Here is a 26,941-nt window from a genome sequence, read left to right as displayed (position 1 = left end):
CAGGGAGTAAAGCAAGAGAGGCGCAAGGGAGATACAAGAAAAGTTCCTTTGTGCCTCTGCTGTTTTCACCCCTCCCCTGATTTTTTTTTGCCCGCATAAAATATCCTCTTTGTTGTTTCGTCATCCTTATTAAGATGAAACAACTGGTCCTTACAAATAACATTATGGCCATAGAGCAAAACGAACGCATACAGGCTACCGTAAAGCAGGAACGCAAGCGGTTGCTCCATTTTATCCGTCAACGGGTAAATAATGCGTCGGATGCTGAGGATATTTTACAGGACGTTTTCTATCAATTTACTGAATATTTAAGGTTGGGAAGCCAGGTAGACTCTATTACCGGATGGCTTTTTGCGGTAACCCGCAACAGAATTACCGACTGGTTCCGCAAAAAGAAAGAAACCCCGTTTGCTGACTACACGCGCGAGATAGAAGGCGAAGAAGTATTATTTCTACCTGAATTACTTTCCGACAAAAGCCAGGAAGCTGATACGCCCATGATGAAAAAAATCATGTCTGAAGCCATTATGCAAGCTATCGATGAGCTGCCGGCGGATCAAAGACAGGTGTTTTTACAACATGAACTGGAAGGCAAATCCTTTAAGGAAATGAGTGAAGAAACCGGCATCGGGGTAAATACCCTGCTGTCAAGGAAGCGCTACGCCGTGCTATTTCTTCGGGAACGCCTGGCAGAGCTGTACAACGAATTATTAAACGACTGATTTTAAATTATTAAAGATATGAGAAACGAATATGGCAGAGGGAAAGGCGCTAAAGTCGCCAAATTCTTAGTACTCGGTGTGATATTTATCGCCGTAATAGGATTTGCCACCATGTACCTGTGGAACTTATTAATTCCCGAACTGTTTCATGGCCCTGTTATTACCTTCTGGCAGGCATTGGGATTACTCCTGTTAGGCAAGCTGCTTTTTGGATGGCATAGTCATCATGATAAGTGGAACCGCGGAAGAGAATGGAAATCACGACTGAAAGAGAAAATGGCCCATATGACGCCGGAAGAACAGGAAAGAATGCGGGAAGCACTCCGTAACCGTTGCAGGCCCGGCTTTGGCAGAGGCAGACGCGAAGCCTGGGAAAGATACTGGGAAGACGATTTTCCAAAAGAGCCAGGAAAACCAAACAGCGAAGCAAACGAATCACACTAAAACATTGTGCGATGATAGGTATATTCAAAACCAATATAGACAACCCGGATGCGCGCCAACAAATGATCCAGGCCATAGCTTCCAGCTTTTCCGTTGGATCCTGTCATGTAGACCTGGACGACTGCGATAAGGTATTGCGCATTGCAGACTTACAGGTGGAAGAGAATATTATTATTGAATTCGTTCAAAAACAAGGCTTTTTATGCCAGGTACTGGAATAATTCTTAGTTTTTATTAACAGTACATCAATATTCCCGGGCCAATTACCCATTTTTATATACATTTAATTAATTTATATGTATCAAAATCTTGGCCGCCTCGCAAATCTGATGTAACTTCAGGGATATGCAGTGGCCCGGGTATATTGAATAAAAAGCCAGGTATTGTGTTTTTGAATCCTCTAAAACTTCATTCCTATGTACCTGAACCAGCACGAGATTCAATCTCTACTCAATGAAAGCTTTGACAACTTCGTTGATTTTGTCAACACGTTGCCGGATATACGTTTTACCGCATCCCCTTACGGTAAATGGTCCGCTGGTCAGCAACTCGATCATCTTACCAAATCTATCCGGCCTATTAGCAGTGCACTGGCATTTCCGAAAGTGACCTTGCGCTACTTTGGGGTGAGCCAATCACCTTCACGCCCCTACGATAAACTGGTGGAAGATTACGAACGCGTACTTAATACCGGCCGTAAAGCAGGCCACGCCTATCAACCCGGCGTAATTTACCCTGCGCAGCGTCCAACACTACTACAAGGTTTTCTTCTCCAGAAGAAAAAATTAGCAGACAGGCTTCCTCAATGGTCAGAAGCTGACCTGGATAAATATCGTTTACCACATCCTTTGCTGGGAAAAATCACCCTCAGGGAAATGTTGTATTTTATCGCACATCATAATCAGCACCACCTGAACAGCTTAAAAAACCAGGAGCTGCAAGGCCATACCTGGGAAAATCAATTACAACAACTGATATTTTAGAGCATAAAGCTGAAAGCATAAAGCATAAAGCTATTGAGGCGAATGATCAAAGCAGGTTAATATCCGCAATGATCATTCGCCTCAATAGCTTTATGCTTTATGCTTTCAGCTTTATGCTTTTAGGATACTGCTTTGTTGTTACTTCTGTCAACATCCGCCATACGCTGACTGGGATCGATTTCCAGCTCTTTAATGTTAGAGAGCGGAACATTCAGTTCTACTTCATACGTTGGATGTGTCCAGTACCAAACGGGCTCGACTACACGCTTTATAGCAGGTGTTTCATTTGGCTTCTCTCCATACATGATAGACAACGGAATATAATGCAGTTCCTTAGTGCCATTTTTATCGGTAACCATAAAATCTATTGGCATTGGCATGTATCCTACCTTACGCAGGCGTACTATCGTTTTATTGCCTTTTTCATACACACTGTCGATACCATAGTCGATGTGCTTCACAGAATTGATAAAGTATTGTTTATACCAATCCAGCTCAATGCCACTTTGCTTCTCCATTACACGAATAAAATCATTTGCATTTGGATGTTTGAAACGCCATTCATGGTAGTAACGCAGCAGGCCTGCATCACGATTAGCAGCGCCAATCACATATCCCAATTGCTCCAGGAATACCGCGCCTTTGGAATAAGCGGTGAGGCTGTAACCGTAGTTAGTATTATAGTGATCGGAATGTGTAGTGGCTGGTTCTTCAAAAGGGCTGCTGGCCAGTGCAAAATAACCTGCATAAGAACTTTCCATAGCATTAGTACCCTTCAGCGAATCAATGGTATTGTGAATTACATTGTTTTCGGCGAAAGTGGTGAAACCCTCATCCATCCACGGATACAGGCTTTCATTGGTAGCCAGCATACCCTGGTACCAACTGTGCATCCATTCGTGCATCGCAACACCATAGAGGCCATCCATCTTTCCATTACCCATAATCAAAGTACCCATGGGATATTCCATACCCCCATCGCCACCTTGAATAAAAGAGTATTGCTCATATGGATAAGCACCATAATGCGCTTTAATATAGGCATAAGCGGCAGGAATCATTTTTGCCAGTTGAGGCCAGGTGTTATACGTGTTTTCATTATCGATGTAGAAAAAGTGAGCAGTAAATCCATCCACTTTCTGCGTGATGTGTTTGTAGTCAGGATCCGCAGCCCACATGAAATCGTGTACATTCGGTGCAATGAAATGCCAGGTCAGTGTATTACCCGCCGGCTGTTTCACTTTCACACCCGGTGCTTCGTACCCATGACCAATTTCATTAGGATTTTGCAGGTAACCGGTTCCACCCAGTACATACTTTTTATCGATGGTTATTTTCACATCATAGTCGCCCCATACTCCATAGAATTCCCGGGCGACGTAAGGCGTTGCATGCCATCCTTCATAATCGTATTCACACATTTTAGGATACCATTGCGCCATGGAAAAATCCACGCCTTCGGAATTATTGCGGCCACTACGACGGATCTGCACTGGCACCTGTGCTTCAAATTCCATATCAAATACAGCTGTTGAATGTGGCAGGATAGGCTTATCCAGCGGCACTTCCAGGATGGTTTCCACTACTTTGAAATCCTGTGGTTTACCATCTCTCTTTAAGGAAATCACTTTCTGGTAGCCTATTTCATCTGGTTTCAACTGGGAAATACGATCACGTACGCGGTTGTCCCAGTCGCGGCGTTCATTGCCTTTCCGGTCTTTTCCGATCACGATTTTCCCCAGTTCACGGCTGCGGACATCCATCATGCTGTTAGGCTGAAAAGCGTTCCAGTAGAGGTGATAAAAGACTTTCTTTAATGTATCAGGAGAGTTATTAAAATATTCCAGATGTTGCTGACCTTTGAATTGATTAGCTGGCGCATCTACTTTTACATCCATGGCATATTTCACGCGCTGTTGCCAGCGATCCGACTGTGCGCTTAGTTGTAACCAACTGCCTGCCAGCATAGCAATGGCCAGACAGCACCCTGTTGTAACCCGATGATTCATTCCGTTTCTTTTTGTTTAAACAGCTAAAATAAACATCATTTGGGGTATTTTGATGTTTTGACACGGGTTATTTCGCAGTCGTATCCGTGAATGCTGTAAGGGTATTACCAAGAAACCGGGCATATTGCTCTGCAGCAGGCTCAAAAGCTTTCAGGGCGGACTTTTTCAGAGGTTTAAATGGCTCCACTGTAATCGCTACTGTATCCTTTTTAAAAGTGCGTTTCCAGGTGCCTATTATCTCGCCGTTATGGACCATGATCGGATTAAAAATACCGTTGATCGTCATCACCTTTTTGGCGAAAGAGGGATCTATGATAGCGCTGCGGTCTTTATAACCAATAAAATATTCATCAAATCCGGGTAATAGCAAATGCGTATCAGGCGGCGTTTTCATACTGCCAGGCGCCATCCAGTAAGTAGTATTATGGATGGTGATGGCTTTGAGATCTGCCTGGGCGCCATCGAGCCCTGCACGGGCGTCGGTCAGCGATAACCCGGACCAGTTGGCAAAATCGGGCAGTGTGGCCGGGCCATGACTGGTAAAATAGCGGTGGGCCAGTGTTACCAGGGCGGCTTGTCGTTCAAGCTTCGTGCTGGCGGATGCCGGCAACCACTCATCCAGGAGTGTATAGGTAAACAGCTTGCCACTCAGCGGACCGTTGCAGATCAATCCATCCAGTGCTGCATGGTAAATGATGTGGTTCATGCGATGGTCGTCGGTAGCAATACCATTTTCCTGCAGATATGTATCCAACGCTTTACGCGTGAGGTGATTACCACCTTTCAGCGCTTTGGTGATCAGTTGACAGGCCCGTTTAATGGAGGCGTCATCCATCCCCAGTTTTTTCCGCATGCTGCTCATGCGTACTTTCATACCGGGTGCAATCAACTGCAGCATCCAGCGTACATCTGCGGGCGCTACGAGATGAAGGGTCCCCCTGAAAGCGGTAGTGCGGATAATTGATTTATTACTGATTGCTTTTTCAATAGCAGCATCTGTGCTGCCGGGCAGGCGTACGCCGATCCCCCACTTGCTGTGAGCATGTTCCTGGGCCTGCATGGCGCCAAAGAAAGCGACGATTTGGTGTGGCTGTTTAAAACGGGTGTGAAGCAGTTGCTGATGAAGTAATCGTTGAGCAGCAATATCGGTCAGTAACATGGCTAAATGATTTGTAACACAAAACAACAGTACCAATGTGACAACAGTATGTCAGCAATTTTCAACGCTTTTAAAAATTTATTCGACTCCCTGTACCACGAGTACAATTTCTCCTTTCACGCCTTTTTCAGCGTAGTAATCGTGTACTTCCTGCAGGGTACCGCGTTTATTTTCCTCGAATACCTTGGTTAGTTCGCGGCTTACGCTACAGGGGCGGTCCGGGCCGAAGTATTGAATAAGATCTGACAGGGTTCTTACCAACCTCATAGGTGATTCGTAAAATACGATGGTACGCTCTTCTGTAGCCAGTTTGGTGAAGAGGGTATGACGACCTTTCTTGAGTGGGGGAAAGCCTTCAAAAGCGAAGCGGTTCATAGGGATACCGCTGTTGACCAGGGCAGGTACAAAGGCGGTGGCACCCGGCAAACATTCTACCGGAACGCCGTTGCGGCTGCATTCTCTCACCAGTAAAAAACCGGGATCAGATATACCGGGAGTGCCGGCATCTGTGAGTAAGGCCATGGTTTTACCACTCTGCATTTGTTGCAGCAGGTGCTGTACTATTTTATGCTCATTGTGTTGATGATAGGCCGTAACGGGCTTGCTGATATTATAATGCCGGAGTAATACGCTGGAGGTACGGGTATCTTCCGCCAGGATCAAATCTGCTTCCTCCAGTACTTTTACAGCCCTGTAGGTGATATCGGCGAGGTTGCCAATAGGAGATGGAACGAGGTATAATTTCATAATTCAGGCCCGTATTGTGTCACACAAAGAAACAAAGGAGCAAAGATGCAAAGGAAAATAATCTTTGCGTCTTTACTCCTTTACTTCCTTGCGTAATTAATTATTGTATTTGTACTTCAAAAGATTCCATTACCTGGTTTGCCAACAGCTTCTGGCAGGCATTCTCAGCGATCTGCCTTGCTTCTTCCTGGCTGGCGGCTTCAATTTGCAGAGTAATGTGTTTACCAATACGTACATCTTGTACCTGGCCCAGGCCGAGGTTCTTGAGACCACCCATTACCGCTTTACCTTGCGGATCTAATAATTCTTTCAGTGGCATCACATTGATATGTGCAGTAAAAGTCATTGTGCTAGAAATTTTGCCGCAAACCTACATCAAAAAATCCAGAATGTTAAACCGCTTGTATTTTAGGCGGTACAGCAACAGATAATATTACGTAACAAATGAATATAAATGGTACGGCCGCAAATTTCAGGAAAGGTATGCTGAGTATGGTTAAAGCGATCAGTAAGAAGCGAGGCCAGTTATCTGCCAGGCTTTTATTTTTAAATTTCAGGCTAATCATCGGAATCTCTGCAATCATCAGGTAGCACAGCAAACCGATGGTGATATACAGTACCCAGATATTTTGGAACCAATGCGCCAGGTTAAAAGGATTAAATAGTAGAATTAATGGGAAAGATGCCACCAGCAAGGCTACTGCAGGGGTAGGCACACCGATAAAGTTTTCAGACTGGCGGGTGTCTATATTAAATTTGGCCAGGCGGTAAGCTGCAAAGCAAGGCACCAGTAAGGCCGGCGCCAGGTTCAGGAGAGAAACATCAAAAACATCCGGTTGCTGGAAGTAGGCACTGCGGAGCAGCCGGTATAGCATCATGCCGGGTACTACCCCAAAAGTTACCACATCTGCCAGGGAATCCAGCTCCTTACCCATGGGGCCGGATACTTTCAGCAGGCGGGCTACCATACCATCGAAAAAGTCGAATATGCCGGCCAGCACTACTAATGCAGAAGCCCAGTAAACCGGTTCCGGCGTGATAATCGTATAGTCAGCACCGTTAATTTCCGCGCGATACTCCGGTGCATGTAAGATGCAGATAATAGCCAGCGCCCCACAAAAAAGGTTACATAGGGTAAGAATATTTGGTAGTTGTTTCATCTAATAAGTTTATTCAATGCAAATTACGAATTACGAATTACGAATTACGGATTTGTGGGAAGATTGTAAACGCGAAGATTAACTTCGCTATTATCTTCTCACAAATCCGTAATCCGTAATCCGTAATTCGTAATTCGTAATTGTCTTATTTCATCAGGGCTTCAATTTCATCGGCCGTGATCGGAATATTCTTCATCAGGTCCACATTGCCATTGGCAGTAAGCCAGATGTTATTTTCAATACGGACCCCCATTTTCTCCTGCTCAATATAAATCCCCGGCTCAACAGTCATCACTGCTCCTTCCGGAATAGGCTGATGAAGGGAAGGTCCGAGGTCATGTACATCTACTCCCAGGTGGTGAGAAATACCATGGTACAGGTATTTGCGGTACGCCGGCGTTTCCGGATCCTGGTTCTTCACTTCCTCTTCTGTGAGCAGTCCCAGTTTAATAAATTCTTTGGTAGCTTCTTCGCCAACCATTTCATGGTATTTGGCGATGGTGATACCCGGACGCAGAATAGATTTAGCGTAGTTATGCAGGTGCAGGCAGGCATTATATACCTCGCGCTGACGCGGCGTAAACTTACCGTTTACAGGTACAGTACGGGTAAGGTCGGCATTGTAACCACCGTATTCCGCACCGAAATCCATCAGGATCAGGTCTCCGTCTTTACATTCCTGGTTATTGGATACATAGTGCAGTGTGCGGGCACTATCCCCGGAAGCAATGATAGAACCATAAGCTTCCCCGGCAGAGCGGTTGCGCAGGAATTCGTGCAGAATTTCTGCATGAATTTCATGTTCCCATACACCTGGTTTAATGAATTTCAATAAGCGGCGGAATGCTTTTTCAGTAATATCCATCGCTTCCTGCATTACCTTAATTTCTTCCGGTGTTTTTACTGCACGTAGTTCCTTAAAGATAACAGCAGCACGCAGGTAGTTATGCAGTGGATAACGCACTTTCATTTCCTGTGCATAACGATAATCTCTTACCGGTACCAGGTTTGACTTACGGTTATTTTCATTGGAATTCAGGTAGATATTTGCCGCATCGTTGATCCATTGCTGCAATAATGCATCAAGGCTATCTAACCATACTACGGTAGCCATGCCGGAAACGGCGAAAGCTTCGTCTTTGCGCAACCTGTGACCATCCCACTTTTCTTTTAACTCGTTAGGTCGCACCAGTACTAATACCTCGCGGTATTTAGGATCTGGATTATCTGGAAACAACACCACCATTGTGTCTTCCTGGTCAATACCGGTCAGCCAGTACAAATCGGAATTCTGTTTGAACTTGTGCAGGGCATCACCATTGGTGGGCAGTTCATCATTGGAGTTGATAATAGCTATAGACTGTGGCTTCATTTTAGCCACAAAACGCTGGCGGTTCTTTACAAACACCTGCGGATCTAAGGGCAAATTCTTCATATCTCTTAATTTCAAATGAGGGTCCAAACCTAGGTAAAATTTCGGAGGTAGAAATCGGGAATCAGCAAATTGGTTAATATCTGCAGCGTAAAATGACAAAATCGTACTAATATTTCTTTGCAAATACTTAATGCTATATTATCCTGTTTTTTAGTTTGACAATCCTGCAATGAAACACCCTCCTATTGAAGATATTGCAATAACCACCCGGAAAATAGTGACTAATTTCTAAATTTTAATGGTATAACACCGATAAAATTTGACAATATCAAAAAATCGCTAGTTTTGCTTTTACACCAAAACAATCTTGCTTTTATGCAAATGAGTAGCGTAAGGAATCCTATTGCTGACTTACGGGGACTTGGCATAGAGAACGTAGCTAACGTTTATTACCAACTTTCACCCGAAAAACTGGCGGAACAAACTGTCGCCCGTAAACAAGGGGTTTATGCTGACAGCGGGGCATTAGCTGTTAATACCGGACAATTTACCGGCCGCTCCCCGAAAGACAAATTCATCGTAAAAGACAACATCACAACGGACACTGTAAACTGGAACGATTTCAACCTCCCTATCTCTGAAGAAAATTTTGATCGTTTATACAGTAAAATCACGCGTTATTTCACCGGAAAAGATGTATGGGTACGTGACTGCTACGCCTGTGCTGACCAGGATTACCGGGTCAACATCAAAGTAATCAGTGAACTGCCATGGTCAAGTTTGTTTGCCTATAACATGTTCCTTCGCCCTACTGAAGAAGAACTGGATTATATGCTCAACGACTGGACCATTATACAGGCTCCCGGCTGTTTGGCTGATCCGGCTACTGATGGTACCCGTCAACAAAATTTCTCTGTTGTAAACTTCACCAAAAAGATGATCCTTATTGGTGGTAGTGCTTATACCGGAGAAATTAAAAAGGGCATCTTCACTATTCTGAACTACGTATTACCGCACAACAAAAACGTACTGAGTATGCACTGCTCCGCCAATATCGGTGCACAGGGCGATACTGCTGTATTTTTTGGACTGAGCGGTACTGGTAAAACCACGTTGAGTGCGGATCCCGGCCGCAAGCTGATAGGTGACGATGAACACGGCTGGACAGCTACCGGCGTATTCAATTTTGAAGGTGGTTGCTATGCAAAATGTATTGACCTCTCTGAAGAAAAGGAACCACAAATATTCCATGCTGTTCGCGAAGGCGCCCTGCTGGAGAATATTACCTTCTTCCCGGGTACCAATACCGTGAACTATGCGGATAGCTCCATCACAGAAAACACCCGTGTTTCTTACCCGCTGCACTACATAGAAAATGCACAGGAACCTTCTGTAGGAGGTATTCCGAAGAATATATTTTTCCTCACCTGCGATGCTTATGGTGTATTGCCGCCTATTTCCAGGCTTTCACCCGGGCAGGCCATGTACCAGTTCATTTCTGGTTACACGGCTAAAGTAGCAGGTACGGAAGCAGGTATCACCGAGCCTAAATCTACTTTCAGTGCTTGTTTCGGCGCACCTTTCCTGCCACTGCATCCGGCGCAATATGCACAGATGCTGGGTGAAAGAATGCGTCAGCATAATGTGAACGTATGGCTGATTAATACCGGCTGGACGGGTGGCGCTTATGGTACCGGCAACCGTATTAAACTCGGTTATACCCGCGCCATGATCACTGCCGCTTTAAACGGGCAACTGAATAATGCAGGCTTCCACGCTCATCCTGTATTTGGCTTCGAAATTCCTGATAATTGCCCTGGTGTACCGGACAACATCCTGGACCCACGCAATACGTGGGAAGATAAAGGTGCGTATGATGCCCAGTTAACCAACCTGGCCGGACAATTTATCCGCAACTTTGAAAAATATGCTGCCGCAGCCGACAAAGAAATACTGGATGCCGCACCAAAAATTTAATGAAAATACCTGTGATCTGTTTTTTTGCTGACAATATCAGCAGGAAGATGTATATGTAAGTTTGCCTTATAATTTCCACTGATAAACGAAAGCTCCTGACGGGCGCAATGCCTGAGCCAAACAAGTTCCCTTGCCGGAGCTTGTTTGGCTGGACTTCGGTACCTCTTTCCCCTTTCCTTCCCAAATCAATATTATCCAATCCTAGTTTTCCTTACCTTTGCACATGCAAATTTTAGACGGTAAACTAGTTTCTGAGGCTATTAAGGCCCAATTAGCCGCACAGGTGGCTGATTTAAAGGCCGCTGGAAAAAAAATCCCTCACCTGGCAGCCATCTTAGTAGGCAATAACCCGGCAAGTGAAACCTACGTGGCCTCCAAAGTAAAATCATGCGCCGAATGCGGGTATAATTCCACCCTCCTTCGTTTTGATGCACAGATTTCAGAAAAACACCTGCTGGACCAGATCATTCTGTTGAATGAAAATCCGGATATTGATGGTATCCTCGTTCAATTGCCTTTACCTAAACATATTAATGAAGAACTGGTGATCAATACCATTGATCCCAGCAAAGATGTAGACGGTTTCCATCCCATGAATGTGGGTAAAATGGTCAGCGGATTGCCTGCTTTCATCCCGGCCACCCCATATGGTATCATGTTGCTACTGGAATATTATAACATTCCAACCAAAGGTAAACATGCCGTAGTGATTGGTCGCAGCCATATTGTAGGTACACCGATGAGCATTTTACTAAGCCGCAATACCAATCCGGGAAACTGCACGGTAACGCTCACACATTCACAGACCCACAACCTGGCCGACATCTGCCGGCAGGCAGATATTATCATTGCTGCTATCGGCAAGCCCGACTTTGTAACAGCAAATATGGTAAAAGAAGGCGCAGTGATTGTGGATGTAGGTATTAACCGCGTAGAAGATGCCAGCAAAAAGAGCGGTTTCCGCCTGAAAGGGGATGTTAAATTTGATGAAGTAGCACCGAAATGTAGTTATATCAGCCCCGTTCCCGGTGGCGTAGGACCTATGACCATAGCCGCTTTACTCAAAAACACCTACCATGCCGCTATTGGCCTGAGAGGTAGTATGAACTAAAATAGCTGTTAGCTTTTTAGCTGCTAGTAGCTAGTAGCTAAAAAAAATCAGACCTTTGTGAAGTCATGTCAGTAATAACAAATATTAAAACGACCACTCTCCCGTTGATGGAGCAATTTTATACCATCCAGGGAGAAGGCTTTCATCAGGGCAGAGCAGCCTATTTTATCAGGCTGGGCGGCTGTGATGTAGGCTGTGTATGGTGTGATGTAAAAGATAGCTGGGACGCCGACAAGCACCCGCAGGTGGAAATAAATGAGATTGTATCCGAAGCAGCCAGCCATCCTGGCCGTATTGCAGTAATTACCGGTGGAGAGCCACTCCTCCATAACCTGGATGCACTCACCAAATCATTGCACAAGCAAGGCTTTCAAACACATATAGAGACCTCCGGATCTTCTCCTCTCAGCGGAAGTTGGGACTGGATTACTTTATCTCCAAAAAAATTCAAAGCACCTTTACCTGAAATTTGTAAAGTAGCCCACGAATTGAAAGTAGTCATCTTCAACAAAACAGACTTTGCCTGGGCAGAAAAATATGCTGCACTTGCAGGTAAACACTGTAAGCTGTACCTGCAACCGGAATGGGAACGCAGTGCAGAAATGACACCTTTGATTACAGACTATATCAAGGACCACCCACAGTGGACCATGTCTCTCCAGATCCACAAGTATATTAATGTCCCCTAGGGCGGATGCTTATCTTGTTCAGGATTAGACTAATTATATTTAGAAAATTAAAAGCACGAAGAATGATGTGGATATGATGTCCGTCTTCGTGCTTTTTTCATTTTACAAAATCAAAAATAAAAAATCAGTATAATCAGTCTAATCCTTAACAGGACAAAAATCTGCTACACTATTTTTCATTAGAATTTCGTTACTTAGGGAGCGAATATATTCTATGAAAAACACCTCTCTGTTCATACTGGCTTGCCTGTTGGGCTTTGGGCTGCAAATGCAGGCCCAGACAGTCACTTATGAAACTGCTCCTAAAAAAGCAAAAGCTGCTTTCGACCGTGCTATAGATGCTGTCAGGCTTTATCAAACGCCGGCCGCTATCGGACTGCTGCAGGAAGCTATCAAAGCCGCGCCCAATTTTACGGATGCTTACGGACAAATAGGACTCTGCTATGTAGAGCTGAAAAATTATGCAGCCGCCGTTACCGCCTTTGAAAAACTCAAAGAGCTGGATAGTAATGGTATGCGGCCTGTATCTGTAGCCTATTCCAGGGCAATGGCCGGTACAGGAAATTTCGTAGGGGCGTTACAGTTAATCAACCAGTATCTGGCAAATGCAAAGTCTAAAAGTCCTACAGCAGAAAAGCTAAAAGTCAATTATGAATTTGCCGTAAACAATCACCGCCAAACCGTACCTTTTCATCCGGAAAACCTTGGAGACCCGGTAAACAGTAAAGATCCGGAATACTTCCCTTCCCTTACCATCGACAGTAAAACACTGATCTTCACCAGGCGCGTAAATGGCCGTAATGAAGATTTTTACATCACACACCGGGAAAATAATACCTGGTCTCCAGCCCAAAACATGGGTGAACCCGTAAATTCCTCTTTCAATGAAGGCGCACAGAACATTTCACAAGATGGTACCATGTTGGTATTCACCGGCTGCGAATTTCCGGAAGGTAAAGGCAGCTGCGATCTCTACTACTCGGAAAAAACTGCTCAGGGGTGGACCGAACCAAAGAACTTTGGAGCCCCTATCAACACCCGTGACTGGGAATCACAACCCTGTCTCAGCACCGACAAACAAACGCTTTATTTTGCACGTGAAACACCAGATAATGGTGCAGATATATTTGTGAGTAACCGGCTGGTAAATGGTCAATGGAGCGTTCCGCAACGCCTGGGACCTAATATTAACACGCCCGGCAGGGAAACAACGCCGTTTATTCACGCAGACGGACAAACGCTTTATTTTGCGTCCAATGGTCATCCGGGTTATGGCGGGCTGGATATCTTTTATTCCCGCCGTCAACCGGATGGCAGTTGGGGACCCGCTACCAACCTGGGTTATCCCATCAATACCATCGACGAAGATGCATCACTGGTGGTAGAAGCCGATGGTAAAACCGCTTATTTTGCATCGGATCGTTCAGATACCCGTGGTGCACTTGATATCTACCGCTTTGAACTGTATCCTGAAGCAAGGCCACTACAAACGTTGTACGTAAAAGGCTTTGTATATGACACTCTCACACATGCCCGCCTGGCCACTACCATCGACGTAACAGACCTGCAGGGCGGCTATAGCATTGCCACCGTAAAAACCAACGATAATGGCGATTACCTGGCACCATTGCCTGTGGGCAGAGATTATGCTTTTCACGTAAACCGGAAAGGCTACCTGTTTTACTCCGATAATTTCTCCCTGAAAGATCATAACCCGGGTGTGCCTTTCGAAAAAAATATTCCACTGCAACCACTCGCGGCCAATGCCAGCATAGTGCTGCATAATATCTTCTTCGACAGCAAAGAATATACACTGAAACCTGCCTCTGTTCTAGAGCTGAATAAACTGGTGAACTTATTACTGGACAACCCGGGCGTGAAGATCGCCATTGAAGGGTATACGGATAATGTAGGTACCGATAAAGACAACCAGGTGCTGTCCGAAAACCGCGCTAAATCAGTGGTGAAATACCTGACAGAAAAAGGTATCGCCGCTTCTCGTCTTACTGCAAAAGGCTATGGCGAAAGCAATCCGATTGCCACCAATGACACAGAGGAAGGACGCGCCGCGAACCGTCGTACTGTATTTAAAATTATCAGCTTATAAATATGGACGCAGCAACATTCTTAACACCAGCCACGCTGGATAACTATCTCTCACGGCTACACGAAAACACGTTGCCGGAGTGGGGAAAAATGAATGCCCTTCAAATGCTGGAACACCTGGGTGTGGGGCTTGCATTTTCCAGTAATAAGCATGGAGAGCTGACTGTTGTAACACCTCCAGATAAAATAGCGCGTTATAAACAATTTTTATATAGTGAGATGGAAATGCAGCATAGCCTTCCTTCTCCGCTCCAGGGCGATGAGCCGCCGTCCCCGCGGGCTGTTTCCATTGCGATGGCGAGGCAATATTTACTGGAAGAAATCGATGATTTTAATGTTTACTTTCAACAACATCCGGCAGCAACAACCGTGCATCATATTTTTGGAAAACTGAATTATGAAGAATGGCAGTTGTTTCATCGCAAACATTTCCTGCATCATTTTAAGCAATTCGGCATTTTATAAAGAGCGGAAAGCAGAAAGCAGAAAGCAAAAAGCTATTGAAGCGGATGATAAAAGCGAGTGTTTAAGTTACTCTTATACTTTTATCATCCGCTTCAATAGCTTTTTGCTTTCTGCTTTCTGCTCTTAGTAATTTCTTAACCTGCTTTGCATAACGGAGTCCTTCTGCTGCGTAGTAAGTTTATACTGGAAATTATACAATGCGCCTTCCCAGTCGCCATACATTGGATTGGGCAATACAATGAACCGGCTACCGAAGCTGGCAGCAGCTTGTAAGGTAGCAGCATTTCTTTCGGTTGTTGGCTTTCTATCGAAGATAGCAGCAAAGTCGCTGAGGTTATCACCAAATAGCAGTGCTATATCGTATTGTTGTAATACCTGTTGCCTGCGTGATTCTTTCCCGGAAGTAGTTGTTTTCAGTAGCAGGTGTTGATCATCTGCATCTGGAAACTGGTACTGCTGCAGGTTTTTCAGCGTAACGGCTCTTTCACTTTCTGCGCGATTGGTGATATAAAATACTTTCACGCCTTTAGAAGCGGCATATTTAAAAAAAGCCGGTGCACCGGGAACGGTGTCAGCAGCGGCTTTAGCGGTCCATTCCATCCAGCTTTTATCATCATAACTTTTACCTGCCAGCGCCTGGTGTACGGAATAAGGACTGTTGTCCAGCACCGTTTCATCAATATCTGTTACTACTGCCAATGGCTTATCACCTTTATTGGCGAGATATTGATCCAGTCGTAATGCAGCGAGTTGATATGCCTGCAGGCACAAGGCTTTGTATTCACCGGACTGTTGCTGCCATAAAGCAGCCCATGCTGGTCCACCCGGAATCAGGGTGGTAGCTTTTGTTTTTTCTGCTACCGGCTGCGTTGTTTTACACGCAAACAATGCCATCATCAGTACTCCTGTCCATATCCATTTCATCTTCATAAAATTATCCGTTAGTGGCTGCAAAAATAATTCATGTGCCGCACAAAAAGTGCCGTGGGAAAATTGTAAATTATGCGGAAATATTGTTTGTTATGCCCCAGGAATTAATGTACCAGATCGCATTAACCCGTATTCCCCTGATAGGTGATGTGATTATTAAAAAGCTGCTGGAACATTTTGGCAGCGCCGGCAACATATTCAAAGCGAAAAAATATGAACTGGAGAGAATTGAAACGGTAGGTGCTGTGCGTGCTGCTGCGCTCTGTAGCTACCGGGACTTTGGGCCTATTGAAAAAGAAATGGCCTTTATGGAAAAATACAGGATACAGCCGTTGTTTTGTACAGATCCGGCTTATCCACAGCGACTGTTACATTGCTATGACAACCCTGCCATGTTATATTATAAAGGCAATGCAACCCTGAATCCGCCCCGGATAGTGAATATTGTGGGGACGCGGAATCCTTCTGCCTATGGGCGGGCGATAACAGAAATGATGGTGAAAGAACTGGCTGCAGCCGGTATTACCATTGTAAGCGGGTTAGCCTATGGTATTGACCTGATTGCCCATAAAACCGCTTTAAAAGTACATACGCCCACCATTGGGGTGCTGGCACATGGGCTGGACCGGATTTATCCGCCGGCGCACAAACAACTGGCCGTGGAGATGCTGGAACAGGGAGGCTTACTCACCGACTTTATGAGTCAAACGCAGCCCGACCGGCAGAACTTCCCCAAACGTAACCGGATAGTAGCCGGCATAAGCGATGCTACTATTGTGATAGAAAGCGGGATACGCGGTGGTTCCCTCATCACCGCCGATCTGGCTAACGGCTACAACCGCGATGTATTCTGTGTACCCGGCCGGCTGGAGGATCCACAATCCGCCGGCTGTAATTACCTGATCCGGCAAAATAAGGCCATGCTGCTCACGGGTGCCTCCGATGTACTGGAGCTGATGGGCTGGGGAAATGCTCCAGCTGCTCACTCGCCCGCCAACAAGCCACCAGCGCTGTTTCCCGACCTAAGCCCTGATGAGCAGCTCATTCTGACGCTTTTCCGGGAAAAGTCGCGGCGCCACCTGGAAGAATTGTACCTGCAAAGTCATTTATCGGGGAGCCAGGTGGCTACCGCCGTGTTTAACCTGGAGATGCAAAGTGTGCTCCGCAGCCTGCCAGGGCAGCTCTACGAGCTGATTTGACGGAAACTTGTTAATCATTTATTAACAGGGCATCCGGCGATTATTTTATTTATTGGGTAATAATCTGTACATTTGCGTGCAATTATTTTTTAACTGATTAATAGTTGCATCATGCCTGCGGGAAAATCTAAACCCAAATTTGTAGCTGACGGACTAACATTCGATGATGTGCTCCTGGTACCGGCCTACTCTGAAGTTCTGCCTAAAGAAGTAAATCTCTCTACGCAATTAACAAAAAACATACGTCTGAACATACCAATGGTATCGGCAGCGATGGATACTGTTACTGAAGCCACTTTGGCGATTGCACTGGCGAGAGAAGGTGGAATAGGTATTCTCCACAAAAACATGAGCATCGAACGCCAGGCCGAAATGGTTAGACGCGTTAAGCGTAGTGAAAGCGGAATGATCATGGATCCCGTTACCCTGAAAGGCGACGCTACCATCGGTGAAGCGTTGAGACTCATGAAGGAAAACGGCATTGGTGGTATTCCCATTGTTGACGATAACAACAAACTGGTAGGTATCCTCACTAACAGAGACTTACGGTTTGAAAAGAATAAAAAACGCCTGGTGAAAGATGTGATGACCAGCGAAAACCTCATCACCGCACCGGAAGGCACTGACCTGAAAAAGGCAGAAAAAATTCTCCAGCAATATAAAATCGAAAAATTACCGGTTGTTAATAAACAAGGTAAACTGGCAGGACTGATCACTTACCGTGATATTTTGCAGTTGACCAGCTACCCTAATGCGGTAAAAGACGAATTTGGTCGTTTACTCGTAGGTGCTGCACTGGGTATTACCGCAGACCTGCTGGACCGCGCACAGGCATTGATCAATGTAGGTGTAGACGTAGTTTGCCTGGATAGCTCTCATGGTCACTCTATCGCGGTATTAAACAACCTGAAAAAATTAAAGAAAACCTTCCCTAAACTGCAGGTAATTGCGGGTAACGTAGCTACTGCAGAAGGTGCGCTGGCATTGGCACAAGCAGGTGCGGATGCGGTGAAAGTAGGGGTAGGACCTGGTTCTATCTGTACTACACGTATCGTAACAGGTGCCGGATTCCCTCAGCTCTCCGCCGTAATGGAAGCAGCAGATGCACTGAAAAAACTGGGTATCCCGGTGATTGCAGATGGTGGTATCCGTTACACCGGTGATATGGTGAAAGCCTTGGCAGCAGGTGCTTCTACTATCATGGCAGGATCTATCTTTGCAGGTGTGGAAGAAAGCCCCGGAGAAACCATCATCTACGAAGGACGTAAATTCAAATCTTACCGTGGTATGGGTTCTATTGAAGCCATGCAGGAAGGTAGTAAAGACCGTTACTTCCAGGATGAAGATGATATCAAGAAACTGGTACCGGAAGGTATTGTTGGCCGCGTTCCGTACAAAGGTATGCTCTCTGAAATTGTACAACAATTTGTAGGTGGCTTACGTGCAGGTATGGGTCTGACAGGCTCTAAAGATATCAAGGCCTTACAAGGTGCACAATTTGTAAAAATTACAGCTGCTACCGTAAAAGAAAACCATCCGCATGATGTGGTTATCACCAAGGAAGCACCTAACTATAGCAGATAATCACAATAATATAACAGAACGCCTCGTACTAAAGTACGGGGCGTTTTTGTTTTCAGGCATCCGCCGCTTATCTTCGCCTATATCCGTAATTCGTAATTTCTAATTCGTAATTCTTCAATGAAGAAGCCTTACCTGCTCCTAAGCATTTTAAGTGGATTGATTTTCTGGCTCGCCTGGCCTACCATGCCGCTTACGCCGCTTATTTTCGTTGCGTTTACACCGTTGTTGTATATCAGCGAAAAAGTGCAGCATCGCGGAAAATATTTCGGACTTGTTGTTAGTGCGTTCCTGGTATGGAATGTAGCTTCTACCTGGTGGGTAGGCAATACTACCCTGCCAATGAGCGGGGTATTTGCCAACTGCTTCAATGCTTTACTGATGAGCATTCCCTGGCTGGCCTATAAAAACAGCCGGAGAAGATTACCGGAACCCGTGGCTTACTTTGCCCTGATCGTATATTGGTTAACGTTTGAATATATTCATCAGACCTGGGAATTTAGCTGGCCCTGGCTGGTGCTGGGACATGCCTTCGCCCTTCGTCCGGGATGGATACAATGGTATGAATTTACCGGCACCAGCGGTGGTTCATTCTGGGTATTAAGCGTGAACGTGTTGATATATAATGTTTGGAAACGTGCCCGCATATACGATTTCTCCCGGCAACAGCTATTACGTGAAATATGGAAGCCCGCCGCGGCAATTATTGTCCCCCTGGTTATTTCCGCTTTCATTGCTCCTACCCCGGATGATCCCGCACGCAAAACAGAAGTGGTAGTAGTACAGCCCAACATTGACCCTTACGATGAAAAATTCACCGCAGGTTCTGTGATGGAGCAATTGGGAAAAATGATGCGTCTCACAGCAGAAAAAGCGGATAGCAATACCCGTTATATTATCTGGCCGGAAACAGCACTGTTTCCGCAGGGTGCCTGGGAGCATGACCTGAATTATCAACCCGAAGTAATGGCTATCCGGGAGATGTTGCAGAAATACCCTAAAGCCAGGCTGATCAGCGGTGCCGTTACCATGAAGCGTTACAACAGTACAGATGAAACTCCCGCTACTGCCAGAACAATGAATGATGGAACCCGCTGGGATGCCTATAACAGCGCCGTACAAATAGATACCACCCGGAGCATTCAGGTGTATCACAAATATGAGCTGGTGCCTGGCGCGGAGCTGGTACCTTATGTGGGGTATTTGTCTTTCATGCAAAGTGTAGCGCTCGATTTTGGCGGTATTTCCGGCAGTTATGGCCGTATGCCCGGCGTGGAATTATTTACAAATCCGGCAGACAGCATCAACGTTTTTCCGGTAATCTGTTATGAATCAGTATTTAGCAACTATATCGCCACGCATATTAAACCAGGTGCCAATTTATTAGTCATTATCACAAACGATGGATGGTGGGGTAATACAGAAGGACACCGGCAGCATCTGCAATATGCCCGGATCCGTGCCATTGAAACCCGGCGCTGGGTAGCCCGCTGCGCCAATACCGGGATATCCGCTGTTATTGATCCTGCAGGCAATGTGTATCAACCGCAACCCTATTGGCAACAGGCAGTTTTTAAAGCAACTGTAACACCGAGGACGGGTCTTACGTTCTATGTAAAAAATGGCGATCTGGTATCGAAAGCCGCATTAATATTTTGTATCTTGTTCCTGGTACATGCTTTTATTTCACGATTTATTCCCGGGTTAAGACATGCGGAAATCAATCAATAACGGAAACATCACCTGGTTGGATGAAGGCCAGGGCACAACAGTAGTGCTTATCCACGGCTTTGCAGAAAACTCAGGTATCTGGAACATACAAACTTCGCAGCTTAAAAGTCAATACCGCGTTATTGTACCGGATTTACCCGGAACCGCAGTATCTCCATTAACTACTCCCCTGACTATCAATAGTATGGCGGAGTACGTATATGCGATCCTGTTAGCAGAAAATATTAAAGAAGCAGTGATCATTGGTCACTCAATGGGTGGGTACGTGGCGCTGGCATTAGCAGAAAAATACCCCGCTTTGTTAAAGGGGCTGGGACTTTTTCATTCCACCGCCAAAGCAGATAGTGAAGAAAAAAAAGAAGGCAGGCGTAAATCCATTAAATTAATGGAACAATACGGCCCTGAAACATTTTTACGGCAAACATTGCCCAATATGTTTAGTCCTGCCACCAAAAGCGCCCTGCCTGCAGAGGTGGATGCGTATATAAAAATGGGCATGGAATGCGAATTACCTGCGTTGATAGCTTATTATGAAGCGATGGCAGCGCGGCCGGATCGCACATCGGTGTTGAAAACCTGTCCCGTACCAGTATTGTTTATGATCGGGAAAGATGATAATGCTGTGCCGCTGGATAACATCTTACCTCAGCTAACTTTGCCGCGGGTAAGCAGCATTCATATATTCGAAAATGTGGGCCACATGGGTATGTGGGAAGTAGGAACAGAAAGTAATGTGATATTAGAGCAGTTTATAGCATTTTGTCAACTATAATCGTAAAAATCACCTGTTGTGAAAAAACTATTTGCCATCCTGATATGCATGGTGTGTGCCCTGGTGGCGCAAGCCAGCCATATTATAGGCGGGCAGGTATATTATAAGTTCATTAGCCGCAGTGGTAACTCACTGACCTATTCCATTACACTCAAATTATATCGTATATGCGGCACCGGTCCCCGCATTGCCAAAATGCCGGATGCGGTATATCTTTCTGTTTTTGATAAAAGTAATGGCTATGCCAGGGTCGGTGACAATCTTACCAAAAGAAGCGGTTTCGAAGAAAAAAATCTCGCAAATATAGATCCCTGTATTGTTAATCCGCCTACCATCTGCTACCAGATAGGCACCTATACTACTACTATTACCGTTCCGGATAACAAAGACGGCTATACGATTGCCTTCCAGAGCTGTTGCCGGGATCCTTTTATGTTAAACATTGTGGCGGAGCCTATCAATGATGGCAGCGGCGACCTCGGTACCGGAGCCACTTACTATACGGACATTCCTGGTAGTAACCTGGGCGCACAAAACAACTCCAGCCCTACTTTTAACAAGGAAGAAGCCACCCTGGTATGCGCAGATAAAAAATTCACTTACGATTTCTCCGCTACAGATCCCGATGGCGACGCATTGACTTATGAATTCTGTGATGCTTACAAAGGTGGTGGCTTAACAGATGGCAGAGATAATACACCACCAGCTTCTGCTAATCCGCCGTATCAATTTGTGACCTATACCTCACCTTTTTCCGGCAGTAGTCCATTAGGATTAAATGTACAGATAGATCCCAAAACGGGCATTATTTCCGGTATTGCTCCTGCTGCCGGCAAATACGTAGTAACGGTATGTGTAAACGAATATCGCAACGGGAAAAAAATAGGGACGCTCCGAAAAGATTTTCATATCAACATTACGACCTGTGTGAAACAGGTAACCGCGTCGATGCCAGATAAATACAACGACTGTAAAGATTTTACCATCACTTTCACCAATAACAGTACACTCGGCAAGCCATATACCTGGGACTTTGGAGATGGCACCACGCTTACCACCAACAGTACGGCCCCTATCACACATACCTACACGAAAAAAGGATTGTATACTGTAAAAATGTGGGTGGATAAAGCCAGCAACTGCGGTGACAGCGCTACTGCGCTCGTATATGCATTCCCGGTATTAAAAGCCGGGTATACCGCCGCCGGTTTCTGCGCCAATAAAGAAACCAGGTTCACCTCTACCTCTACCACTACCGGTGGCACCATTGCTTATTCTAAATGGGATTTCGGTAATGGCGATACCTCCAATGTAACCAACCCTAACTACGCTTATAAAACGACCGGTACATATAATGTAAAGTTATATGTGCGCGATAATAACGGTTGCGAACAAACGATTTCCAACACCGTAACGATTTACGATAAGCCGCCCTTCAATGCCTCTTCAGATACACTACTTTGTTCGAAAGACAGTTTACAAATGTGGGCTACGAGCACCGCGCCCGGTAAATTTAACTGGACGCCGGATAACTATTTTATCCTGAACCCGAATACGCCTGGTGCTATTGTATTTCCACCGCGTACAACTATTTATAAAGTAACCTTTACAGATAACCAGGGATGTGTGAATGATAAAAATGTAATGGTAGATGTAAGAGATACTATTCATGTAAAAACCATTTCAGACAGTACGGTGTGTACCAATGATGAAATTCACCTGGAATCCATGGCCGACGGGCTGTATACTTACCGCTGGACGGACCTGGACCAGCATAAGGTAGTATCAACCAACCCGGATGCATATGTAACTCCGGCGCCACCCAAACAATCTTATGAAGTACAGGTAGCGTTGGGAAAATGTCGTTCTGCCGATACCGTTACCCTGAAAGTAGTGGACCCACCGAAGCCTACCGCTGCGCCGGATACCACTGTTTGCTTCGGCGTGCCTTTAACACTGCGGGCCACTGGCGGTGCTTATTACCGCTGGTCGCCAGCTTATTATGTAGATAGCCCTTCCTCCCGCATAACGGTAGCCAGGCCGGTAGATACCACTTTATTCACTGTAACCGTAACGGATACACTCGGATGCCCTAAACCTGTGACTGCCACTGCGTTAGTAAAAGTAGTACCAAAAGTCCGCGCCTTTGCCGGCAACGATACCATTATTATGTTGAACACGCCTTTCCAGTTGCATGCTACCGGGGGCGTACGTTATACCTGGACGCCGCCAGACGGATTAAATAGCCGCAGCATTTATAATCCGGTTACTACGTATAACCATGACATTACATATACCGTTACCGCCTATACGCAGGAAGGTTGTTCCGGTACCGACAACATTTTCGTTCGCTTCATGAAAGGGCCGGAGATTTATATACCTAACGCATTCTCTCCCAACGGCGATGGCGTAAATGATATTTTCCGTCCACTTCCAGTAGGCATTGTGCAAACAGAATTCTTCCGCGTATTTGATCGCTGGGGTAAGCTGGTTTACTCATCCACGGCCTATTTGCAGGGATGGGATGGTACTGTCAACGGACAACCTGCCGCTATCGCTACCTATGTTTGGGTAGTACAGGGAAAAGATATTAACAACAACACCGTACAACGCAAAGGCACCGTTACACTGATAAGATAAAGTTCCCGGAAATGAACCGGATCTGCTTTTTTTTTGTTAAATTCAGAGAGCAGTATCCCCCATCATGAAGAGAGCGGTTTTATTGGTATTGAGCTGCTGTTTGTTCCCTATTTTCGCAGCTGGATATCACATCATTGGTGGCGAAATTTATTATAAAACATTGGGTAGGAGTGGAGATAATACACGCTACCGTTATCTCATCACCCTCAAGCTATACCGCGACGCAGATTTTACCTGCGGCGACAGACAAGGGTGTATCGACAGATTTGAAAACCCCGTTACAGCTAATGTATTCACTTCCAGCGGTTCCAAAGTTTTATCTTCCGTATATCTCTATATTTCCGAAACACGTCCCCTGATTGATACACTGAGAAATCCCTGCCTGGCACCACAGGCACAGCACCTGGAAGTAGCCTTTTATACTGCAGTAATAGAACTGGCGCCTATTCCCGGTGGCTACTATGTATCGTCACAACGTTGCTGCCGTGGCGAAAGACTGAGTAATATTTATGATTCAGAACACGAAGGATCTACTTACTACACCGTTATTCCCGGTACCGAATCAAGACCTTTTAATAACAGCGCTTATTTCAATAAAGACACCTCTATTGTTATTTGCGGCTCCATGCCATTTACATTGGATTATGCCGCATATGATGAAGATGGTGATAGTCTTACCTATAATCTTTGCAGCGCATTAACAGATGGTTCTGTCAACAATGAAAATACATCTACCACGCCACCGCCCTACAATACTACTGTACGCTATATTCCGCCTTATTCGGGCAGCAACCCGATGAACGGAGCACCAGGCATTTCCATATCATCCAAAGGACTTATCACCTGTACACCAAATCAACCCGGTAAATATGTGGTAACTGTGTGCGTGAATGAATACGATCCATACACCAAACAATTCCTGGGTACCCATAGCAAGGACATCTTACTCACGGTATTCAACTGTCAAACCAACATCACCGCTACCTTCCCATCGGTGCTCGCCAATTGTACAGAAGACCCCGCCTTACATGTGCCTATTCCTAATTCCAGCGTTGCCGGTTATTCATCTGCCTATTACTGGACATTTGGAGATGGTACAGACACCCTTACCAACAACAAAACCCTGTTTTATCACCAATATCCCGACACTGGTGTATACAAAGTGAAACTGATTGTAAATCCCGGGCTGGCCTGTACCGACAGCACAGAAGGTACCGTCTATAATTATCCGGGGCTAAAAGCGGGTTTTACGACCAGCGGCGTATGCAAAGGAGAGCCTATACAGTTTAATGATACATCGTCCTACTACTATGGCCACATTACTTCGCATGTGTGGGATTTCGGCACCAACGACAGTGCTGTTACACCCGGCATACAACAATCCATGGCACATACCTTTACTAAAGGTGACGTATATACGATTTCATTGACGTTGCGCACCGATAAGCAATGTGAAAAAACCGTTACCAAAAATATCCGGATTTACGAAGTGAATCCATATGCCGGTAACGACACTATACTGGCCAGGGGACAACAACTGGTGATGCAGGGCAGTGGCGGAGAAATGTATTCATGGACGCCTTCAGATGGTTTATCAGATCCTGGTATTGCGCACCCGGTATTAAACTACAACCACGACATTGCGTTTAAACTGCGTGTATCCAACCAGCAGGGATGCTTTGGTTATGCAACAGTGAGCGTAAAATATTATACCGGTCCTGAAATGTATATCCCCAATGCATTTACGCCCAATGGTGACGGGCTGAATGATCGTTTCCGTTTTATTCCCGTTGGTATTACCACCTATAAATACTTCCGTATCTACAACCGCTGGGGCGTGGAAATTTATGCATCTACTGATTTCCGCAATGGCTGGGATGGTACCTTCAAGGGTATGCCGGCGCCGGTAGATACCTACATCTGGATACTGGAAGGCACCGACTTCAACGGTAAACAAATAACGAAAAAAGGAACCGTCACGTTGATCCGCTGATCCTTTCGTACCTTGCACAAAAATTTTCATCTCATGGGTATTGTTCTTATCACAGGTGCAACTGCCGGATTTGGCCAGGCATGTGCCACTACGTATGCCAGTAAGGGTTATGATGTGATTATCACCGGACGGCGGAAAGAAAGACTGGAAGCACTCCAGACACAGCTCACCCAGGAATTTGGTGTGAATGTACTGGCATTAAATTTTGATGTGAGAGATGAGGCGGCTGTTAAAGCCGTATTGGGTAATATCCCGGAAGAGTGGCAGAAGATTGACATCCTTGTTAATAACGCAGGTCTGGCGGCTGGTTTAAGTACCATCGATGAAGGCAGTACAGACGACTGGAATGCAATGATTGATACCAACGTAAAAGGATTGCTTTATGTATCGCGCACCGTTATTCCGTGGATGCGTTCCCGTACTACGGGCCATATTGTGAATATAGGCTCCACAGCGGCTAAACTGGTATATGCAAAGGGCAATGTGTATTGTGCTACCAAAGCGGCGGTAGACGCTATTACGCAAGGCATGCGGATTGATCTGTTACCTTATCGTATCAAAGTAACTGCCGTTCATCCTGGTGCAGCAGAAACGGAGTTCTCGCTGGTACGATTTAAAGGCGATGAAGACAAGGCGAAAGATGTATATAAAGGTTTTATTCCTTTAACGGCCCAGGACGTGGCAGACGTGGTATTATACTGCACATCCCTGCCACCACATGTTTGTATTAATGACCTGGTATTGACGCCTTTACAACAGGCCAATGCCTACTACATAGATAAAAAATAACACAGAGGTGTGATTTTATGGTTTAGGATAATTTTTTATATTTGGAAACATTTATATATTTCTTGCCAATAAACCGGTGTCTGCAAGAGATTTATGCCAATGCAACTAAACTAACTGTCTATCCTAAACATGAAACCATATCCCTATGCTTACATTTATCACTATGTACTTGCTACGCCTGTACTATCCAACATGGAGAGAAGGATGGCGTCTTTATTTCGGTAATTCCCGGAGAGGCAATTACGGCCGCTGGGCATCGCGTAAAGACTGGGTCGGAGACAAAGGCTATTCATTGGGCTACAGCTGAGACTTTTTTGATTTGGGATGTAGATTTTTTTTGCAAAAAAATCATCTACATC

The 26,941-nt window shown here is 45.4% G+C and carries 24 protein-coding genes; 17 read left to right on the top strand and 7 right to left on the bottom strand.

What is annotated here, in order from left to right; genetic code table 11:
• Window positions 1-134: 134 nt before the first annotated feature.
• The 4 genes from J7623_RS17995 to J7623_RS17980 all read left to right on the top strand — a co-directional run bounded on the left by J7623_RS17995 (window position 135) and on the right by J7623_RS17980 (window position 2,149).
• On the top strand, window positions 135-722 hold the full coding sequence (locus J7623_RS17995) for an RNA polymerase sigma factor (protein WP_291922882.1): 588 nt from the start codon (window positions 135-137) through the stop codon (window positions 720-722).
• Between the two features lie 18 nt (window positions 723-740).
• A complete protein-coding gene (locus J7623_RS17990; protein WP_291922880.1) occupies window positions 741-1,166 on the top strand; it encodes a hypothetical protein in 426 nt (141 codons plus the stop codon).
• Window positions 1,167-1,177: 11 nt separating this feature from the next.
• A complete protein-coding gene (locus J7623_RS17985) occupies window positions 1,178-1,387 on the top strand; it encodes a hypothetical protein (protein WP_291922878.1) in 210 nt (69 codons plus the stop codon).
• Between the two features lie 195 nt (window positions 1,388-1,582).
• On the top strand, window positions 1,583-2,149 hold the full coding sequence (locus J7623_RS17980) for a DinB family protein (RefSeq protein ID WP_291922876.1): 567 nt from the start codon (window positions 1,583-1,585) through the stop codon (window positions 2,147-2,149).
• A 119-nt stretch (window positions 2,150-2,268) separates the two neighbouring features.
• Here the strand turns inward: J7623_RS17980 and J7623_RS17975 are convergent, their stop codons facing one another.
• The 6 genes from J7623_RS17975 to J7623_RS17950 form a co-directional block, all read right to left on the bottom strand.
• Complete coding sequence (locus tag J7623_RS17975) at window positions 2,269-4,158, bottom strand: M1 family metallopeptidase (protein ID WP_291922874.1); 1,890 nt, start codon at window positions 4,156-4,158, stop codon at window positions 2,269-2,271.
• Between the two features lie 67 nt (window positions 4,159-4,225).
• On the bottom strand, window positions 4,226-5,317 hold the full coding sequence (locus J7623_RS17970; RefSeq protein ID WP_291922872.1) for a winged helix DNA-binding domain-containing protein: 1,092 nt from the start codon (window positions 5,315-5,317) through the stop codon (window positions 4,226-4,228).
• 78 nt (window positions 5,318-5,395) lie between these two features.
• Window positions 5,396-6,064 (bottom strand): 16S rRNA (cytidine(1402)-2'-O)-methyltransferase, encoded by a 669-nt coding sequence (rsmI, locus tag J7623_RS17965; RefSeq protein ID WP_291922871.1) that lies wholly within the window; start codon window positions 6,062-6,064, stop codon window positions 5,396-5,398.
• A 100-nt stretch (window positions 6,065-6,164) separates the two neighbouring features.
• On the bottom strand, window positions 6,165-6,410 hold the full coding sequence (purS, locus tag J7623_RS17960) for a phosphoribosylformylglycinamidine synthase subunit PurS (protein ID WP_291922868.1): 246 nt from the start codon (window positions 6,408-6,410) through the stop codon (window positions 6,165-6,167).
• 46 nt (window positions 6,411-6,456) lie between these two features.
• Window positions 6,457-7,224, bottom strand: a complete 768-nt coding sequence (locus J7623_RS17955) for a CDP-alcohol phosphatidyltransferase family protein (protein ID WP_291922866.1) — start codon at window positions 7,222-7,224, stop codon at window positions 6,457-6,459.
• Between the two features lie 145 nt (window positions 7,225-7,369).
• Window positions 7,370-8,659, bottom strand: a complete 1,290-nt coding sequence (locus J7623_RS17950) for an aminopeptidase P N-terminal domain-containing protein (RefSeq protein WP_291922864.1) — start codon at window positions 8,657-8,659, stop codon at window positions 7,370-7,372.
• Window positions 8,660-8,974: 315 nt separating this feature from the next.
• On the opposite strand from J7623_RS17950, the gene pckA reads away from it, so the two are divergent.
• The 5 genes from pckA (at window position 8,975) to J7623_RS17925 (ending at window position 14,947) form a co-directional block, all read left to right on the top strand.
• Entirely contained in the window at window positions 8,975-10,576 is a 1,602-nt protein-coding gene (gene pckA / locus J7623_RS17945; protein ID WP_291922862.1) for a phosphoenolpyruvate carboxykinase (ATP), read from the top strand.
• A 223-nt stretch (window positions 10,577-10,799) separates the two neighbouring features.
• Window positions 10,800-11,687 (top strand): bifunctional methylenetetrahydrofolate dehydrogenase/methenyltetrahydrofolate cyclohydrolase FolD, encoded by an 888-nt coding sequence (gene folD, locus J7623_RS17940; RefSeq protein ID WP_291922860.1) that lies wholly within the window; start codon window positions 10,800-10,802, stop codon window positions 11,685-11,687.
• Window positions 11,688-11,752: 65 nt separating this feature from the next.
• The gene (locus tag J7623_RS17935; RefSeq protein ID WP_291922858.1) at window positions 11,753-12,376 is read left to right on the top strand and encodes a 7-carboxy-7-deazaguanine synthase QueE; all 624 of its coding nucleotides are present in this window, start codon (window positions 11,753-11,755) and stop codon (window positions 12,374-12,376) included.
• A gap of 214 nt (window positions 12,377-12,590) precedes the next feature.
• Entirely contained in the window at window positions 12,591-14,483 is a 1,893-nt protein-coding gene (locus tag J7623_RS17930) for an OmpA family protein (RefSeq protein ID WP_291922857.1), read from the top strand.
• Window positions 14,484-14,485: 2 nt separating this feature from the next.
• Window positions 14,486-14,947: a DUF1569 domain-containing protein gene (locus tag J7623_RS17925; protein ID WP_291922854.1), complete on the top strand. Its 462-nt coding sequence runs from the start codon at window positions 14,486-14,488 to the stop codon at window positions 14,945-14,947.
• Between the two features lie 123 nt (window positions 14,948-15,070).
• On the opposite strand, the gene J7623_RS17920 is transcribed toward J7623_RS17925, so the two are convergent.
• The gene (locus tag J7623_RS17920; RefSeq protein WP_291922852.1) at window positions 15,071-15,877 is read right to left on the bottom strand and encodes a 5'-nucleotidase, lipoprotein e(P4) family; all 807 of its coding nucleotides are present in this window, start codon (window positions 15,875-15,877) and stop codon (window positions 15,071-15,073) included.
• Window positions 15,878-15,969: 92 nt separating this feature from the next.
• Here J7623_RS17920 and dprA point away from each other — a divergent pair, with 92 nt between their 5' ends.
• From dprA to J7623_RS17880, 8 genes are all read left to right on the top strand, one after another.
• Window positions 15,970-17,076, top strand: coding sequence for a DNA-processing protein DprA (dprA, locus tag J7623_RS17915; RefSeq protein WP_291922850.1), 1,107 nt, complete (start codon window positions 15,970-15,972; stop codon window positions 17,074-17,076).
• A gap of 111 nt (window positions 17,077-17,187) precedes the next feature.
• On the top strand, window positions 17,188-18,660 hold the full coding sequence (gene guaB / locus J7623_RS17910) for an IMP dehydrogenase (RefSeq protein ID WP_291922848.1): 1,473 nt from the start codon (window positions 17,188-17,190) through the stop codon (window positions 18,658-18,660).
• Window positions 18,661-18,777: 117 nt separating this feature from the next.
• Complete coding sequence (gene lnt, locus J7623_RS17905; protein WP_291922847.1) at window positions 18,778-20,388, top strand: apolipoprotein N-acyltransferase; 1,611 nt, start codon at window positions 18,778-18,780, stop codon at window positions 20,386-20,388.
• Complete coding sequence (locus tag J7623_RS17900; protein WP_291922845.1) at window positions 20,369-21,160, top strand: alpha/beta hydrolase; 792 nt, start codon at window positions 20,369-20,371, stop codon at window positions 21,158-21,160. The genes lnt and J7623_RS17900 overlap by 20 nt, the downstream gene beginning before the upstream one ends.
• A gap of 18 nt (window positions 21,161-21,178) precedes the next feature.
• Window positions 21,179-23,800 (top strand): PKD domain-containing protein, encoded by a 2,622-nt coding sequence (locus J7623_RS17895; protein WP_291922843.1) that lies wholly within the window; start codon window positions 21,179-21,181, stop codon window positions 23,798-23,800.
• A 64-nt stretch (window positions 23,801-23,864) separates the two neighbouring features.
• Window positions 23,865-25,793, top strand: a complete 1,929-nt coding sequence (locus J7623_RS17890) for a gliding motility-associated C-terminal domain-containing protein (protein ID WP_291922842.1) — start codon at window positions 23,865-23,867, stop codon at window positions 25,791-25,793.
• A gap of 33 nt (window positions 25,794-25,826) precedes the next feature.
• A complete protein-coding gene (locus J7623_RS17885; RefSeq protein ID WP_291922839.1) occupies window positions 25,827-26,582 on the top strand; it encodes an SDR family NAD(P)-dependent oxidoreductase in 756 nt (251 codons plus the stop codon).
• Between the two features lie 145 nt (window positions 26,583-26,727).
• A complete protein-coding gene (locus J7623_RS17880) occupies window positions 26,728-26,889 on the top strand; it encodes a hypothetical protein (protein ID WP_291922837.1) in 162 nt (53 codons plus the stop codon).
• Window positions 26,890-26,941: the final 52 nt, after the last annotated feature.

The sequence above is a fragment of the Chitinophaga sp. genome (assembly GCF_017745275.1).
Lineage (GTDB): Bacteria > Bacteroidota > Bacteroidia > Chitinophagales > Chitinophagaceae > Chitinophaga.
This window is presented reverse-complemented; position numbering and strand designations above follow the sequence as displayed.